We start from the raw sequence: 16,762 nt of genomic DNA on the forward strand, positions 1-16,762 counted from the left end.
TGAACCGATATGATACTGGATGAAGAGATTAAAGCGCAACTGGCCCAGTATCTGCAAATGATGGAGGGCGACGTTCTGCTGAAAGTGAGCGCGGGATCCGATGAAACATCACGGAACATGCTCGAACTGGTTGACCAATTGGCTGCCATGTCGCCCCGGATAAAAGTGGAAAACACAAAACTCGACAGAACCCCGAGTTTCAGTGTAAACCGACCGGGAGAAGATACCGGGATTGTATTCGCAGGCGTACCGCTCGGGCATGAGTTTACATCGCTCGTTTTGGCCCTGTTGCAGGTCAGCGGCCGCCCTCCTAAAGTGGATCAGAAGGTTATTGACCAGATTCAAAGCATAAAAGGCGAATACCATTTCGAAACCTATGTCAGCCTGACTTGCCAGAACTGTCCTGTTGCGGTACAAGCTTTAAACATCATGAGTGTGCTCAATCCGAATATTACGCACACGATGATTGACGGGGCTGCATTTAGAGAGGAAGCGGAAGGAAAAGGCATTATGGCCGTCCCTTCCATTTACCTGAACGGCGAATTCTTTGAAAGCGGACGGATGGAAGTGGAAGAAATTCTTGCCAAACTCGGCAGCACAGCGGATCCGTCCGAGTTTGAAAAGAAAGACCCGTTTGATGTGCTCGTTATCGGCGGGGGCCCGTCCGGCGCAAGTGCAGCCATTTATGCGGCGCGCAAAGGCATCCGGACAGGGATTGTCGCTGAACGTTTTGGCGGGCAGGTTCTCGATACAGTCGGCATTGAAAACTTAATCGGCACGAAGTATACGGAAGGCCCGCAACTTGCTGCAAACCTTGAAGAACATGTCAAACAGTATAATGTTGATATTATGAATCTGCAGCGTGCAAAACGGGTCGAAAAGAAAGATCTCGTTGAGGTTGAATTGGAAAACGGGGCTGTATTAAAGAGCAAAACCGTGATCATTTCCACCGGCGCACGCTGGCGCAACATCAACGTGCCGGGCGAAGCGGAATTCAAAAACAAAGGTGTGGCGTACTGTCCGCACTGTGACGGGCCGTTGTTTGCCGGTAAACATGTTGCCGTAATCGGCGGGGGAAACTCCGGCATTGAAGCGGCCATTGACCTTGCTGGTGTGGTCAAACATGTAACCGTCATTGAATTTATGCCTGAATTAAAGGCGGACCGTGTGCTGCTCGAGCGCCTTTACAGCCTTCCGAATGTGACGGTTGTAAAAAATGCGCAAACGAAAGAAATTACCGGAACGGATAAAGTGAACGGCATCACATATATTGACCGTGCAACCGGGGAAGAACACCATATTGAACTCGAAGGCGTGTTTGTCCAAATCGGCCTTGTCCCGAATACCGAATGGCTTGGCGATACAGTGGAACGGACACCGCGGGGTGAAATTGTGGTGGATAAGCGCGGCGCGACCAGTGTTCCGGGCGTGTTTGCCGCAGGGGACTGCACAGACAGCGCTTATAAGCAAATCATTATTTCGATGGGGTCCGGCGCGACAGCTGCGCTCGCCGCTTTTGATTACATCATCCGGGAAACAAAAACGGATGAAGCTGTACACAATTAAGGAATCTGTTTAACCGCATTACAGCGCGCTGTAATGCGGTTTTTTGATTTTTTAAATGCCGTGCAATATTTACCAGACCGTCTTTTCTTCGGGACAGACACAATTCCGCCTCCTTGTTCATATGTTTGAACTATATAGGCTCAAGCCTAATGGAGGTGGAAGGATGTCGGGGATCTTAACTGCGGTAAGCTATATGATGAAAGAGCTTGTTTTTTTGGTTTCCTATGTGAAAAACAATGCTTTTCCACAACCTCTTTCGGCAAGCGAAGAACGGAAATATTTGAAGCGGATGGCGGAAGGCGACGCGGATGCCCGGAATATTTTAATCGAACATAACCTGCGGCTTGTAGCGCACATCGTCAAAAAATTTGAAAATACCGGTGAAGATACAGAAGATCTCATCTCGATCGGGACGATTGGCCTGATCAAGGCAATCGAAAGCTACTCGGAAGGGAAAGGGACAAAACTTGCCACATATGCGGCCAGGTGTATAGAAAATGAAATACTTATGCATTTAAGAGCTTTAAAGAAAACAAAAAAAGATGTTTCGCTGCATGACCCGATCGGCCAGGATAAGGAAGGAAATGAAATTTCGTTAATTGATGTCCTCCAGTCTGAAGCGGAAGACGTATTTGACACGATCCAGCTGAATATGGAGCTGGAAAAAGTGAAACAATTCTTTGACATATTGGATGAACGCGAAAAACAGGTGATCATCGGCAGATTCGGCCTGAATTTAAAAAAGGAAAAAACGCAGCGCGAAATTGCGAAGGAGCTCGGCATTTCAAGAAGCTACGTATCCCGTATTGAAAAGCGGGCGCTCATGAAAATGTTCCACGAATTTTACCGGCTTGAGAAAGAAAAAAGAAAGGAACAAAACGGCGAATAATGAAAAAGGCACATTGCAAAATTTGCAGTGCGCCTTTTTCATATTTTTTTTAACTTAAACGGCGCCACCATCAGGACCGACAACAGCACCATCCACACAAACAACCAGAAGTGGGTGACATAAGGAACGGCAAAAAAACCGGCCGTTACACATAAGCCTGCCACGGGGATCGGAAGCCCGTAAAAAAATCCCTCTTGCTTGCTGATATTAAACCGGGCGAGCCGGATCATCCCGCAAAGCATATAAAAAATGGCGGCCAACATACCCGGAACCCCGTACAGGCAAAACAGCGCTGTATGGATCAGCATGGCAGGCGCGGCGCCAAACGAAAGCAAATCGCAAAGGGAATCAAGCTGCTTGCCAAGCGCGGATTCCATTTTTAACTTCCTGGCCAGTTTCCCGTCATAGCGGTCGAACAATACAGCGGCAAAGATCAAGGCTGCGGAAACCGCCGGCTGATGATTGCCGCAATAAAAAAGCGCTGCAGCACCGCAGCATCCGTTTGCCACTGTCAATCCATTGGCGGCTTGCGATTTTATAAAATTCAAGATAGCATCATACCAATGATCAAAGTCCACCCCCGCAAACCTCCCAACTGCCATTTATTTATATATATATTCAAGAAAAAAAGGATTGATCACACAAAAAAAGCCACATATCAAGCAAAAGTGGCTAGGACGTTGCTTTGATTTTATGGGTCAGGGACCGGCGTTCAATCTCTTTTTCAATCAGCTTCACAAACTCGGCACTTAATTTCAGCTCTTTTGCTTTATAATAGGACTCGATCAATAGTTCATCAGATAACTTATACATCTGTACCACCTCTGAAAATGTTGTTCTTTTTTTTAAGCATCCTGCGTATCATAAAGAGAGAGTATTTGTATTCTTACTTTACCAAATTTAGCCTTGCGGAACAAGCGTTCTTTTATCCACAGTAAAATGTTTATATCTTGTGGGTAAATTGTTTATAAACGTGAGAAGGCCTGGTGTTACTTTGTGCAAAATGTGTATAAGAATATCCACAACGAAGGAGAAATGTAGAAATCTGTCGAAAAGTTTTTGCTTTTGAAGGAGCAAAAGAAAAAAGCTGCACAGTGGCAGCCTTTTTTCTTTTGCCGGTACAAGAGGAAAATTCGGGCCAAAAGTGTATCTGTATTGTGCCCTGCGGAGATTTTGCATGCGGATCCGGCTATATCCGTGCATGTCTGTTGATTGCCGCAAGTTTTGTTTATCCGCTTTTAAACTTTGTTGTCCGGCGCTAGCCCGCAAACATATGTCCCTTTCTCAATCTGGATGGTAGCGTGTTCGATTCCGAACTTGTCATGCAGTTCTTTTTCCAGCTTTTCCAGCAGCTGGTCGTTGTCTTCAATTTGGGAGCGGACAATATGGACCGTCAGTATCGTTTCTGTTGTGCTCATTCCCCAGATATGCAAATCATGGACGTTGAGAACGGTCGGAATTTGTTCTAAATAGGTTTTAATCGCACCGGCATCAACGCCTGCAGGCACCGCATCAAGCGAAAGGTCGGCTGATTCCCGCAACAGGCCCCATGTCCCTGCAAAAATCACAACCGCAATAAGGATGCTTGTAACCGGATCGACCCACTCCCAGCCTGTGAACAGGATAATCGCACCTGCGATGACAACGCCAAGAGAGACAAGCGCATCGGCAGCCATATGCAGAAAAGCGCCGCGGATATTGAGGTCAGTTTTTCTTCCTGACATAAACAGTAAAGCGGTGATGGTATTAATAACGATCCCGATCACGGCAACGATCATGACCGTTTTGCCTGCGACAGGTTCCGGATGGGCAAAACGCTGGACGGCTTCAACAAAAATCGCGCCGATTGCAATCAGCAAAATAATCGCATTTAAAAGCGCAGCCATCACGGATGATTTTTTATAGCCGTATGTGCGCTTTTTTGTTGGCAATTTTTTGCCGAGCCAGACAGCGGCCCAGGCAATAATGAGCCCGAGCACATCGCTCAGATTGTGGCCAGCATCCGCCAACAGCGAAAGGGAATCGGAAAAGAAACCGTAAATGGCTTCAACGGCAACAAAAAGAATATTCAGCCCGATGCCGGCTGCGAAAACTTTTCCGTATTGTGCCGGCTCATGATGATGGTGTTGGTGTCCATGGCCGTGTGACATTTTATTGGCTCCTTTTACACATGCTGCCCAAAAGCCGGAAAACTGGCTTTTGGACGGACGTCAGTTGTTAAGTTCATTATATGCGTATCTCAAAAGTTTGCAAAGAAACTTTTACAAGAAAGTAAATTTTATGTTCATTTTCGCCCAATTCCGGCTTGAAATGCTACAATAATACCTATAAAGACAGAAAGGAAGAGAAGGAATGCCGGAATATGAACATGTTGAGGAACATTTCCAGGCATCTGACACCGTCCGTGATATCGTAATTGGCATGTCGGACGGGCTGACCGTGCCGTTTGCACTGGCGGCAGGGTTATCCGGTGCAGTGGATTCGCCGGTGCTCGTTCTCGCGGCCGGCGCGGCAGAAATTGCGGCCGGTTCCATTGCCATGGGGCTTGGCGGTTATCTCGCAGCAAAATCGGATGCCGAACATTATTATAGCGAATTAAAAAGGGAATACCGGGAAGTAGAAGAAGTGCCGGAACGGGAAAAAGACGAAGTCCGGGATGTATTTAAGGCATATGATCTGAAACCGGAACAAATCGAGGCAATCGTCGATAAAATGGCAGAAAACCCTGATAAATGGGTGGATTTTATGATGAAATTCGAGCTGGGGCTTGAGAAGCCGGAAAAGGGGCGCAGCTTAAAAAGCGCGTTAACGATTGCCCTGTCATATATTGTGGGCGGGCTGATCCCGCTTTCCCCGTACTTTTTTGTCACCAGGGCATCACAGGCCCTGCTTGTTTCCGTCCTGGTGACGCTCGTTGTGCTGTTTATTTTCGGGGCGGTGAAAGGGCGGTTTACCGGTTCCAATGTGTGGAAGAGCGGGCTTGAGACCGTTGTGATTGGCGGTTTGGCCGCTGCCGCTGCATTTGGGCTGGCAAGGCTTTTGACAAAATAAACGAACCTTTAGGCACGGCACGGGAACTCTTTTCACGAAAAAAGCAGCGCAGGGGGCAAATTCCATGCCGCAATGGACTGGAGGGAGCTGTATGCTATATATTTGGGTCGGGGTTGCCGGTATTTTCGGCGCTTTGGCACGCTATTATTTCGGCATATGGATCGGCATGTACACGCATGCCGTTTTTCCATACCCGACACTTGCGATCAATCTGGCCGGCTGTTTTTTGCTTGGCTGGCTTACGATGCATATATTTCAGTCTAAAAAGATTCATCCTTATGTTGTAACCGCACTTGGCACCGGGTTTGTCGGTTCCTTCACCACATTTTCGACTTTCAGTGTGGAAACGGTGCAGCTTATCCGGCAATCGCATGCGTTTGCCGCGATGTTGTATGTTTTCTGCAGTTTATTTGGCGGCTTGTTCATGTCATGGGCCGGCTTTAAACTTGGCGGAATACTGCATTCGCGGGCTAAAGGCAGCGTCGGTTCAGATACAGCGTAAATAAAGGAGACGGATTCATGGTTTTAAACGGCATCTTTATCGCAATTGGCGCCTTTTTCGGGGCGGTTTCCCGATTTTCTCTTTCGCGGTGGATCAACCGGGCCTTTCCGGCAAAATTCCCGCTGGCCACATTTTTCATTAACCTTTCGGGCTCATTTATGCTCGGCCTTCTGTTCGGTGCTGGTGCCGGGAGTTCGTGGCGCCTGCTTCTCGGGACCGGCTTTTTGGGTGCCTTTACAACTTTCTCCACTTTTAAACTTGAGAATATTCAGCTGCAAGCAGACAAAAAATATCATATTCTTGTCCCGTACCTTGTGTTGAGCTATCTGTTCGGCATTGCCCTGGCATTTTCAGGCATCCTGCTCGGGAAATATTTTACATGAAGCATGAAACTTTTGGGCAGGCACTCCGTATCTTAATGATAGACGGCCGGTACATGTTTTCTTTTTATTTGCCGAGCCTGGTATTTCAATGCTCTTGACAGGGTATTGGATTTATAAGCATAAATGAGGAGGATTGTATATGAAGAAGTGGATGCCATGGCTGATTGTGGCCGCCATATTGGTGGTTCTGATCGTCAGCGTTTTTACAAGTTATAACAGCTTGGTGAATGCGGAAGAAAATGTAAATCAATCTTATTCGCAAATTCAAAACCAGCTGCAACGGCGGACGGATTTGATCCCGAATCTTGTGAACACCGTCAAGGGCTATGCTTCCCACGAAAAAGCGGTGATAGATGACGTCTCGAAAGCCCGCGCACAATTGGCCGGGGCGAAAACACCCGGAGATCAGGCAGCGGCAAACGACCGCCTGGACAGTGCGTTGAGCCGGCTGTTGGTGGTGGTTGAAAAATATCCGGATTTAAAAGCAAACCAACAATACACGCAGCTGATGGATGAGCTCGCCGGCACGGAAAACCGCCTTGCTGTGGCGCGCCAGGATTACAATAGCGCCGTCGCAACGTATAACAAAAAGGTGAAAAGAATGCCCGGCGCACTTATTGCCGGCCTGTTCGGTTTTGAGGAAAAGGAATATTTTAAAGCGGATGAAAGTGCAAAGAAAACCCCGAAAGTTGATTTTGGGGACAGCAGTGATCAGTGATGAAAAAGGCCGCGCTTATTACAGCCGTTTTTCTCGCCTTTCTGTTTGCCGTATGCACGGCCGTTCCCAGTGCGCGTGCTGCAGCGGGCATTCCGAAACCGGCCGGGGACATCTATGTGCAGGATTTTGCCGGGGTGCTGACAGACAGCCAGAAACAGGAGCTCGTTTCGCTCGGCAGGCAGCTAGATGAGCAAACAAAAGCGCAAGTCGCGGTATTGACTGTGGACACGACCGGGAAAGACACAAACATTGATGCTTACGCCAACAAAGCTTTCCGCCAGTACGGGCTCGGCAATAAAACCATGAACAACGGGGTATTGCTCGTAGTGGCAGTAAAAGACAGGAAAATTAGAATTGAAGTCGGGTACGGCTTGGAGGGGGCGCTTCCGGACGGAAAAGTAGGACGGATCCTTGATCAGTATGCCATACCGTATTTGAAAGAAAACAAGCCGGATGCGGCGGTTATCAATACGTATAAGAAGCTTGCCGCCGAAACGGCGAAAGAATACAATGTAAATCTTCAAGCCCATCCAAAGGCGTATGAGCGGCCCTCTTCCGCCCAGGCTTCCCCTTATTCGTTCTGGAAACAGATTTTGATCGGGCTTGGGATCCTTATCCTGATTTTCATTGATTTCAAGTTTCTCGGCGGGACCATGACGTATTTTCTGCTGAATATCCTGATGATGTTCTTTCGCGGCGGCGGTGGCGGCGGAAGCGGCGGCGGGGGAGGCAGCAAAGGCGGCGGCGGTTCTTCCGGAGGCGGCGGCGCAAGCCGGGGATGGTAACGCCAAAGGTTCTCCTTTTTTGAACGGCCGGGAAGCACGCTTTAAACCGCTCCCCGCATTGGCAAAAGCCCGGCGCAGCCATAGGAGAAATGAAAACGGGTAAAGCAGCAGGATAAAGCACCCTGCTGCTTTCTTTGCATGGCTGTTGAGATTTCGGGATGCCAGGTTCGTTTTGCCCGAATCGAGCAGGTTGTACAGCTTATAAGTATTTTAAACCTGCTTGGATGCCCAGCCGATATCGGCCGCATACTGGTTTGTGGCAGCACGTTTTTTGCATTTGCAATACCGGTCGGGTTCCATCTCGTTTTATAGAGCGTCTCCTGCCCCTTTTGCAAATAATGGTATTATAGCGTTTGCTTCTATTTCATCGTAAAAAAGAATAAAAATGATAGAAAGCACTTTAATACCCGGAAAGGAGTTGAAGCGGTTGAAAAAAAGAGTGTTTCTGGCTGCCGCCGTGCTTCTGGCCTCAGCCATTTTGCTTATGGCCTTAAAAAAACCGGACGATCCCGATAAAAATAAAACAGCAGGGGAGAGGCAGGAAACCGCGGTGAAGGCACAACCGCTATCCGGCGGTGCAGAAGCAAAAGAAGGGGAAAAGGCGCCGGATTTTGCACTGACAAATCTATCGGGGCAAACGGTCAAACTGTCTGATTTTAAAGGGAAAACGGTGATCCTGAATTTTTGGGCTTCCTGGTGCCCGCCGTGTAAAGCGGAGATGCCGGATATGCAGCGTTTCTATGAAAAAAACCCGGATGTCGCAGTGCTTGCTGTGAATTTAACGAATACCGAAACAAACGAGAATGCGCCGCTTGACTTTGTGAAGAAAAACGGCCTTGCTTTTCAAATTCTGTTTGACATGGACGGCTCCGTCGGCACCCTTTACAAAACGGTTACCATTCCGACGACTTACTTTATTGATGCAGAAGGGACCATCATCCGTAAAGTCATCGGCCCGATGGATGAGAAAACGATGGCCGAATTTGCGCAAGAGTGCAAAAAAAGGGGGGAAGGGAAGCCCGAATAGATCAAGGATTTTTTAAAAAAAAAGTGGTACAGTATACAGTAGTAGGGAATGTAAAAAGGAAAGGTGCTGACCATGATGATGTACGGTGGCTATGGCATGATGGGCGTATTCAGCCTAATCGGCATGATTGCCCAGCTTGTCATCTTTGTGCTCGTGATTTTTTTGATAGTGGCAGGCATCAAAAAAGTGAGCGAATTCCGGCCGCATCAAAGGGAAGACAAAAGCCTCGACATTTTGCGGGAACGGTATGCAAAAGGGGAAATCACGGAAGAAGAATTTAAAAAAATGAAGAAGGATTTGATGGATTAAGGGATTATCCGGCTTCTTTTTTACACAAAAAAGCGGGGGCTTGCATTACAAGCCTCCGCTTCATGATTACTGGATTTGAATCCGTTTTCCGGATGGGCCTTCCTTCGTTTTCTTCGGAATATGAATTTTCAGGACGCCATTATCAAGGGTGGCGCTGATTTCGTCTTCATTAATATTATCCACGTAAAACTTCCGGACGAATTCGCCATAGCGGCGTTCCTGCCGGATAACTTTATGTTTTTCATCTTTGCTTTCTTCCATTTGGTCGCGTTTTGCACGGATGGTCAGCTCATTATTGCGGACATCAATGGTAATGTCCTCTTTTGAGAAGCCCGGCAGTTCGGCCTCCACAAGATAAGCATCTTCTTTTTCCGTAATGTCGGTACGGAACGAGTTTGCGTTCGCAAAAGGCGCCAACGCATTCGCATCAAACATCTCATTGAAGGTCTTCATCATACGTTCGAAAACATCGTCGTTTCTTCTGAACGGCATTAAATCAAACATATTCAATCCCTCCTTTTCACTATTATTATACCCCACTGTAAAAAAGTTGAAAACAAAGTTATTATACCCCACTGTAAAAAAGTTGAAAACAAAGATGCCAATGCACAACAGATGTTCACAAAATCGTCAATCTATAACGATGGATTTCCGGTGTTAAAAACCATTACAATGGTACTGAACATCAAAAAAGAAAAAGCAGGGGTAGGATGAACAAGACAAAGTTAGGGGCTCTGATTTTAATCGTGGCCATTGTGGGTATTGGCGGTGTTTTCTTTTATAATGGCTATGTGAAAATCAGCACAAATCATAAAGCGGCACAGCATCCGGATCTGCCCATTCCAGCCGTTTTAAAAGATACGAACCCGGATCCCAACGTGGCGGAGTATACTTTAACCGCACAGCAGGGGAAAAAGGCGTTTATTTCCGGGAAAACAACAGCAACGTACGGATATAACGGCGACTATTTGGGGCCGGTCATCCGGTTGAAAACGGGCGAAAAAGTGAATATCACCGTAAAAAATAAATTGCCGGAAGCAACGACGGTCCATTGGCACGGCCTCATTGTCCCGGGTTCGGCTGACGGCGGCCCGCATGCTGCCATCCAGCCGGGCAAAACATGGAAAGCAAAGTTTACGGTGAGCCAGCAGGCTGCCACGCTCTGGTACCATCCCCATCCGATGGGAAAAACAGGCGAACAGGTATACAAAGGCCTGGCCGGTCTGATTTATGTCGATGACAAACATGCGGAAAGCCTTGATATTCCGAAAGACTACGGCAAAAATGATTTTCCGCTTGTGCTGCAGGACCGCCGCTTTAACAAAAACGGCCAGCTCGTGTACAAATTAAATATGACAGATGAAATGTACGGCTTCCAGGGCACAACCGAACTGGTAAACGGCGCGGTGAAGCCGCAGTTAACGGTCAGGCGCGGCCTCGTCCGTTTCCGGATTTTAAACGGGGCAAACGGCAGGACGTACAATCTTCATCTGAGCGGCAACAGGACATTTGTGCAAATTGCATCCGACGGGGGATTTCTCAAGACGCCTGTGCAAATGAAAAAATTAACGCTTTCTCCCGGGGAACGTGCAGAAATTTTGGTTGATTTTTCAAAAATGAAAAACGGCAGCACGCTCCGGCTCCAAAATGGGAAAGAAACGCTCATGTATTTTAAAGTAAAAGGAAAGTCCGACCAGACCTACAAAGTTCCACAAAAACTGGCTGTGATCGAAAAAATGCCGGTGCAAGAAGCGGTGAAAACGCGGAAATTTGTCATGTCCGGCATGGGCCCGAACGTCAGCATTAACGGCAGGCAAATGAACATGGACCGGATAGATGAGGCGGTTAAATTAAATACGATGGAGAGCTCACCTAAACTTACACCGTTCCATTTTCTTTTATGGTCATTGCGTGCTATCCACACTTTGTAGCCTAAAGCCCGCCCTAATTTGGCAAGATCATATTGCATTTCTGAATGGGAGTTTTCCTCCGCCATATCTTTCTCTACTTCTTTATGTCGGCGTGCAATTGCTTTTACCTGCTTATCCAGTTCATTTTGTAATACAAGTTTTGCATTTTCATCGATGACTAAACGGTTCGATCCGATTTCAAAGAGAAGGCCGGCGAAAGCGCCCAAATCTTTGGACAGCATGTTACGGTATTCCTGATTTTTAAAGAGAATAATCTCCCTCATTTTTAAATACTCAGGCCAGGAGCCGAGTTTAATTTTTTGGCTGAACAGCAAATTAAAGCCTTTCACAATGGCTGTATTAAACGGAGGAAATAAAGTCGGATGCAAAAAATAGATTATATTTGCAACAGCCGGTCCTAGCCCTTTTATGTTGTATCCATTCAATTCACGTATTTCATCCAAAACTTGTTTTTCATTTGTTGCATTCAGGCACGCTTTCAAAAACCGCCCGAACGCTTTTTTGTTTGCCTCATTTTCGTAAATATCCGGGATACGCAGTTTTGGTTTCCAAAAAAATGCATGGGCGGCGCCTTCAAATATTTGTTTCTGTTCTGATATCGCCGTCACTACCGTTTCTAAACTGGAACCTTTAAAATCATTTCCAAACTTGCCTTCTTCAATTTCATCTATAACCTTTGCCAGGCTTTTTCTAATGGACCGGAAAGCTTTTAATCTATCATCATTATTTAAGAACCAAGTGTGGTATACGGACTCGGGGTCATTTTTATAGGTGTTGATGATGTCTTCCATTGATAAAACTCCTTTTTAAAAATGGCAATTTTACTAAATTATACTAATATTATATCTAAAAAATAGAGGCGGGGAACGAGTGGTAAAGAAAAAATTTGTTACAGAGACAATTGATGATAAAAAATGAAGTAATCCACACTGTCTAATTATGAGATAAAAAATCTTTTTGGGTCCACAACCCCTTATACCCCACTCCCCAAACGGTGATCAAAGTATGATATACCGAAAACCGGCATTTCTCAGCTTGTTCTGGACGTTGCGGATATTCCTCGAAAAACAAAGAATTAGTTGGAAGCCATTACAGGCCAATATAAGCATGTTTAAGGAATTTTTTAGAAAAAGGTGATACATTAAGTATGAAGATCGAAATATAATTTGGAGAGCGAAAATTAAAAATGAAAGGATGCTTGTCTATGCATATGTGGTACAATGAGTACGGTGGATACGGCATGATGGGCGTTTTCGGGATGATTGGCATGATCGTCCAGCTGTTGATTTTCATATTAATTATTTATTTGATTGTAATTGGCATTAAAAAAGTAAGCGAAAAAGATTTCGGGGTTCATCCGAAAGAAGACCGTAGCCTGGAAATATTGCGGGAACGGTATGCAAAAGGCGAGATCACGGAAGAAGAATTTAAGAAAATGAAGAAAGACTTGGCGGAATAAGGGGCTGCAATTGGCTCCTTTTTCGTTAAATTTTATTGACAATATACCTATAGGGGTATAAAATGAGTTTTGTAAATACCAAGTTAAATAAAAATCAAATTATTTTTTGGTTTCCAATATACCTATATGGGTATTTAGACAGATCATTAGGAGGTAAATATCATGGCTGTAAGGAAAGTGATCATCGTAGGAGGTGTAGCCGGCGGGGCAACCGCTGCCGCCAGACTCAGAAGGCTGAGTGAAGACATCCAAATCGTTCTTGTGGAACGCGGTGAATACATCTCTTTCGCAAACTGTGGATTGCCGTACTATATCGGCGAAACGATCAAGGACCGCAGCAATCTTCTTGTGCAGACGGTTGAGGGCATGTCGAAACGGTTCAATATAGATATCCGCACTTTAAGCGAAGTAACAAAAATTGATCCGGAGAAGAAGGCTGTCACCATACAAAACTTGCGGACCAATGAAGTGTACGAAGAAACGTACGACAAGCTGCTCTTGTCCCCGGGTGCACGCCCGATTGTGCCGCCTGTTCCGGGGCTGGGAGAAAACAAAACGCTCTTTACGCTTCGCAATATCCCGGATACGGATCGCATCAAAAACTTTGTGGATCAGGAAAAACCGGAACGTGCAGTGATTATTGGCGGCGGTTTTATCGGCCTTGAAATGTCGGAAAACCTTGCACATCGCGGGATTCAAGTGACAATCGTAGAGATGGCAAACCAAGTGATGGCGCCAATCGATTATGAAATGGCGAGCCTTGTACACAACCATTTGAAAGAAAAAGGCGTCCGCCTTGTGTTGGAAAACGGGCTTCAAGCTTTTGCAAATGAAGGAAAAAAAGTGATTTTATCAGACGGGACAGAAATTGAAACGGATATGACGATTTTGGCGATCGGCGTCCGTCCGGAAAACCAATTGGCAAAGGATACGGGCCTTGCTTTGGGCGGGCGCGGCGGCATTGTTGTTAACGAATACTTGCAAACTTCAAATGAAGATATTTACGCAGTCGGTGATGCGGTAGAAGTTGTGGATTACATCAACGGAAACAAGACAATGATCCCGCTTGCGGGACCGGCAAACCGGCAAGGGCGCATTGCCGCCAATAACATCATGGGCAAAAAGGAAAAATACGAGGGGACGCTCGGCACTTCGATTGCAAAAGTATTTGACCTCTCTGTTGCGGTAACCGGCAATAACGAAAAAACGCTGAAACGGCTTGGCGTGTCATACGAAGTCGTCCATATTCATCCGAGTTCGCATGCCGGCTATTATCCGGGCGCCACGCCGATTTCCTTGAAACTGATTTTTGACAAAGATACTGGAAAAATTTTCGGAGCACAGGCGGTCGGTACGGACGGCGCTGATAAACGGATCGATGTCATTGCGACGGCCATTAAAGGCGGCTTAACTGTTGAAGATTTGACGAACCTGGAACTTTCCTATGCTCCGCCATATTCTTCTGCGAAAGACCCGGTCAACATGGCTGGCTATGTCGCTACCAATCTCATGAACGGGGAACTCGAACATGTCCAGTGGCATGAAATTGACAAGATCATTGAAGATGACGGGATTTTGATAGACGTCCGGGAACCGATAGAACGCGAATTCGGCCATATCAAAGGATCGATCAATATTCCGCTGAACGAATTAAGGGACAGGCTCGATGAAATTCCGAAAGACAAAACCGTTTATGTCAGCTGCCAGGTTGGTTTGCGCGGCTATTTGGCTACGAGGATTCTGAAAAACAACGGTTTTGACGTGAAAAACGTGGACGGTGGATGGAAAACATACTCCGGCGTGTTTGGAAGCAACATTGAAAATGACAGCAAAACGACTGTGAATGACAGAGGCGAAACGGAAGTTACAGGTGAAGTACAGGCGGATAAAGTACTGGATGTGAGCGGTCTGGTTTGCCCGATGCCGGTGATCCGCTTGAAAAAAGGCATCGAAACAATTAAAAGCGGCGAAGTGCTTGAACTGCATGCAACAGACAGAGGCGCGCTCAATGATCTTCCGGCATGGTCAAGAAATGCAGGCCATCAAATTTTGAAAACCGAACAAGACGGACCAACGATTAAATTCTGGATTCAGAAAAAATAATAGCGGAGGCGCAATATGACGATCTTAAATATTGTCATCCTGGTATTGATCGTGCTGCTTGTGATTCCCCGCCTGATCCCGGCAAAAGGGGTCAGGCAGATCACCACAGCAACGTTAAAGAATGAATTAAAAGATAAAGGGAAGCAATTTATTGATGTGCGAACGCCTGCAGATTTCAAAGGGAACCACATCAAAGAATTTAAAAACATCCCTTTGCACCAGCTGGCCGAAAAATCCGCACAGCTTTCGAAAGACAAAGAAGTGGTGGTCATCTGCCGAAGCGGGATGAGAAGCAGCAAAGCATGCAAAATTTTAAAGAAACAGGGATTTAAGCAGATCACAAATGTAAAAGGCGGCATGTCAGCGTGGAGATAGCTTGGGATGCCAGATACCCCTCCCTGTATAATTCGGGCAGTCCACTGATAAATAGGTAAGAAGTGCTGATATGTATTGAATTTCCGCTGATATTTTCCAAAAACCGCTGATAAAAGCATGAGAACCGCTGATTTTTTATGAAACAGCATCGGAGATACCCCTTGTAAAACAAAAAGGAGCATTCCTGTTAGAAGGACTTTCGGGGACTTGAACAAAAAGAGCCCTCCTGGTATGATGCGGGGTGTCATCTCTTAACGAATGACCCCTAATTTGTAACCAAGGAGGACTCCATAATGGATTTTAAACAAAATCAGAAAATTAATCAAGTCACTGAACAAACACTTGTAGTGGGAATTGATATTGCCAAGCGTACGCACTACGCTTGCATTGTAGATGACCGTGGGCGAGTGCTCCAAAAATCATTTTCTGTGCCCCAAGCAGGAAATGGATTTGAACTGTTCTATCAGCGCGTTTTAGCCGCAATGAAAGAACACGAGAAATCGGAAGTCATTGTGGGAATTGAACCCACAGGGCATTACTGGCTCAATTTGGCCTACTTTCTTGAGGAAAGGGGTATCCCCTTGGTCATGGTAAACCCTATGCATGTAAAGCGATCAAAGGAGTTGGACGACAATTTGCCAACCAAGCATGACCGCAAAGATGCATTGGTTATTGCCCGTTTAGTTAAGGATGGACGTTTCAGTTACCCACGTATCTTAAAAGGCATGGAAGCCGAACTTCGCGTTGGGTCGACGTTCAGGAGTAAATTGACAGAGGAATTAGGGGCTGTCAAAAACATGATTATTCGTTGGTTAGATCGCTATTTCCCAGAGTTTGTACAGGTGTTTCCGTCTTTTGGGAAGATGGCTTTAGCTGCACTTGAATGTACACCATTTCCAAGTGATCTTTACCAGAAACAGCCCGATGAAGTTCTATCCCTTTTTCGTAAGGTTGAGGGGCTAAAATCCCCTCAAAGACCAAAAGCAGTCCGCCTTATTGAAGTCGCGGCTGGCTCTATCGGAGTAACAGAAGGACTTGAGATGGCCCGTATTGAAATTGCCACACTTGTCCGCCGTTACCATCAGCTAGAACAAGATATTGAAAGTATTACAGGGCAGTTAATTGAGCTTGTAAAAACATCTGTAGAGTATGAATGGCTATCAACGGTACCAGGACTTGGAGATACAACGATTGTCGACTTATTAGCTGAAATCGGAAGCTTTTCACATTATCAAGATCCACGCCAATTAATTAAACTCGCGGGATTAACGTTACGTGAAAACTCCTCCGGTCTGCACAAAGGGCAAAAACGCATCTCCAAAAGAGGCAGAAGAAAACTGCGTGCCCTCCTTTTCCGGGTAATGATGCCGATGATTCGCCATAATGAGGCCTTTAGAAAGCTGCATGAATACTACACGAACCGTCAGGTTAATCCGTTACGCAAGAAGCAATCCATTGTGGTTCTATGCGGTAAGCTATTAAAAGTGTTACACGGAATTAGCACGAAGCACAAACCGTTCGACGCACAGCGAATGATGAGGGATATTCCTGGTCTCGCAGAGGCTGAATAAGGCCTCACATCCTTAGTAAGACCTAGACAACAGGATGACACGGAGAAGCTGGCACTATTTTTTCCATTCGACCTCGAGTCCCTAAAGGAGCTT

18 protein-coding genes and 1 pseudogene are annotated in these 16,762 nt (G+C 46.2%); 14 read left to right on the forward strand and 5 right to left on the reverse strand.

The features are described 5' to 3' along the window. Positions 1–9: 9 nt before the first annotated feature. Both ahpF and sigK read left to right on the forward strand, forming a co-directional pair. Positions 10–1,566 (forward strand): alkyl hydroperoxide reductase subunit F, encoded by a 1,557-nt coding sequence (gene ahpF, locus NFR98_RS04685; RefSeq protein WP_061565559.1) that lies wholly within the window; start codon positions 10–12, stop codon positions 1,564–1,566. Between the two features lie 163 nt (positions 1,567–1,729). Further along, on the forward strand, positions 1,730–2,455 hold the full coding sequence (sigK, locus tag NFR98_RS04690; RefSeq protein ID WP_013859739.1) for an RNA polymerase sporulation sigma factor SigK: 726 nt from the start codon (positions 1,730–1,732) through the stop codon (positions 2,453–2,455). A gap of 38 nt (positions 2,456–2,493) precedes the next feature. Here sigK and pssA read toward each other — a convergent pair whose 3' ends face one another. The 3 genes from pssA to NFR98_RS04705 all read right to left on the reverse strand — a co-directional run bounded on the left by pssA (position 2,494) and on the right by NFR98_RS04705 (position 4,605). Further along, a complete protein-coding gene (pssA, locus tag NFR98_RS04695; protein ID WP_017550581.1) occupies positions 2,494–3,033 on the reverse strand; it encodes a CDP-diacylglycerol--serine O-phosphatidyltransferase in 540 nt (179 codons plus the stop codon). Positions 3,034–3,127: 94 nt separating this feature from the next. Then, positions 3,128–3,268, reverse strand: a complete 141-nt coding sequence (locus NFR98_RS04700) for a sporulation histidine kinase inhibitor Sda (RefSeq protein WP_013859738.1) — start codon at positions 3,266–3,268, stop codon at positions 3,128–3,130. Positions 3,269–3,693: 425 nt separating this feature from the next. Next, positions 3,694–4,605: a cation diffusion facilitator family transporter gene (locus tag NFR98_RS04705; RefSeq protein WP_104851455.1), complete on the reverse strand. Its 912-nt coding sequence runs from the start codon at positions 4,603–4,605 to the stop codon at positions 3,694–3,696. 202 nt (positions 4,606–4,807) lie between these two features. Between NFR98_RS04705 and NFR98_RS04710 the strand changes: the two genes are divergently transcribed. The 7 genes from NFR98_RS04710 to NFR98_RS04740 all read left to right on the forward strand — a co-directional run bounded on the left by NFR98_RS04710 (position 4,808) and on the right by NFR98_RS04740 (position 9,230). Then, positions 4,808–5,506: a VIT1/CCC1 transporter family protein gene (locus NFR98_RS04710; protein WP_013859736.1), complete on the forward strand. Its 699-nt coding sequence runs from the start codon at positions 4,808–4,810 to the stop codon at positions 5,504–5,506. 91 nt (positions 5,507–5,597) lie between these two features. Continuing rightward, complete coding sequence (gene crcB, locus NFR98_RS04715; RefSeq protein ID WP_014097935.1) at positions 5,598–6,008, forward strand: fluoride efflux transporter CrcB; 411 nt, start codon at positions 5,598–5,600, stop codon at positions 6,006–6,008. 17 nt (positions 6,009–6,025) lie between these two features. Continuing rightward, on the forward strand, positions 6,026–6,391 hold the full coding sequence (gene crcB, locus NFR98_RS04720) for a fluoride efflux transporter CrcB (protein ID WP_014097936.1): 366 nt from the start codon (positions 6,026–6,028) through the stop codon (positions 6,389–6,391). A 139-nt stretch (positions 6,392–6,530) separates the two neighbouring features. After that, positions 6,531–7,109, forward strand: coding sequence for a LemA family protein (locus NFR98_RS04725; protein ID WP_014097937.1), 579 nt, complete (start codon positions 6,531–6,533; stop codon positions 7,107–7,109). Then, positions 7,109–7,894, forward strand: coding sequence for a TPM domain-containing protein (locus NFR98_RS04730; protein WP_251459779.1), 786 nt, complete (start codon positions 7,109–7,111; stop codon positions 7,892–7,894). The genes NFR98_RS04725 and NFR98_RS04730 overlap by 1 nt, the downstream gene beginning before the upstream one ends. 427 nt (positions 7,895–8,321) lie before the next feature. Beyond that, positions 8,322–8,921, forward strand: coding sequence for a TlpA family protein disulfide reductase (locus NFR98_RS04735; protein WP_014097939.1), 600 nt, complete (start codon positions 8,322–8,324; stop codon positions 8,919–8,921). A 72-nt stretch (positions 8,922–8,993) separates the two neighbouring features. Beyond that, positions 8,994–9,230 carry an SHOCT domain-containing protein gene (locus NFR98_RS04740; protein WP_014097940.1) on the forward strand — a complete coding sequence of 79 codons (237 nt, stop codon included), beginning with the start codon at positions 8,994–8,996 and terminating at the stop codon, positions 9,228–9,230. Between the two features lie 66 nt (positions 9,231–9,296). On the opposite strand, the gene NFR98_RS04745 is transcribed toward NFR98_RS04740, so the two are convergent. Then, positions 9,297–9,734 carry an Hsp20/alpha crystallin family protein gene (locus tag NFR98_RS04745; RefSeq protein ID WP_013859730.1) on the reverse strand — a complete coding sequence of 146 codons (438 nt, stop codon included), beginning with the start codon at positions 9,732–9,734 and terminating at the stop codon, positions 9,297–9,299. A 206-nt stretch (positions 9,735–9,940) separates the two neighbouring features. On the opposite strand from NFR98_RS04745, the gene NFR98_RS04750 reads away from it, so the two are divergent. Further along, positions 9,941–11,161, forward strand: coding sequence for a multicopper oxidase family protein (locus tag NFR98_RS04750; protein WP_014097941.1), 1,221 nt, complete (start codon positions 9,941–9,943; stop codon positions 11,159–11,161). Here the strand turns inward: NFR98_RS04750 and NFR98_RS15925 are convergent. Beyond that, positions 11,146–11,952: pseudogene (locus tag NFR98_RS15925) on the reverse strand (hypothetical protein); the annotation flags it as partial. The gene NFR98_RS04750 and the pseudogene NFR98_RS15925 sit on opposite strands and share 16 nt — an antisense overlap. A 413-nt stretch (positions 11,953–12,365) precedes the next feature. Here NFR98_RS15925 and NFR98_RS04755 point away from each other — a divergent pair. The 4 genes from NFR98_RS04755 to NFR98_RS04770 all read left to right on the forward strand — a co-directional run bounded on the left by NFR98_RS04755 (position 12,366) and on the right by NFR98_RS04770 (position 16,669). Further along, positions 12,366–12,620 carry an SHOCT domain-containing protein gene (locus NFR98_RS04755; RefSeq protein WP_014097942.1) on the forward strand — a complete coding sequence of 85 codons (255 nt, stop codon included), beginning with the start codon at positions 12,366–12,368 and terminating at the stop codon, positions 12,618–12,620. 162 nt (positions 12,621–12,782) lie between these two features. Next, a complete protein-coding gene (locus NFR98_RS04760) occupies positions 12,783–14,723 on the forward strand; it encodes a CoA-disulfide reductase (RefSeq protein ID WP_014097943.1) in 1,941 nt (646 codons plus the stop codon). Between the two features lie 15 nt (positions 14,724–14,738). After that, entirely contained in the window at positions 14,739–15,098 is a 360-nt protein-coding gene (locus NFR98_RS04765; RefSeq protein WP_013859726.1) for a rhodanese-like domain-containing protein, read from the forward strand. Positions 15,099–15,391: 293 nt separating this feature from the next. Next, the gene (locus NFR98_RS04770) at positions 15,392–16,669 is read left to right on the forward strand and encodes an IS110 family RNA-guided transposase (protein WP_014096851.1); all 1,278 of its coding nucleotides are present in this window, start codon (positions 15,392–15,394) and stop codon (positions 16,667–16,669) included. Positions 16,670–16,762: the final 93 nt, after the last annotated feature.

It is taken from the genome of Weizmannia agrestimuris (assembly GCF_943193165.1).
Classification (GTDB): domain Bacteria; phylum Bacillota; class Bacilli; order Bacillales; family Bacillaceae_C; genus Weizmannia; species Weizmannia faecalis.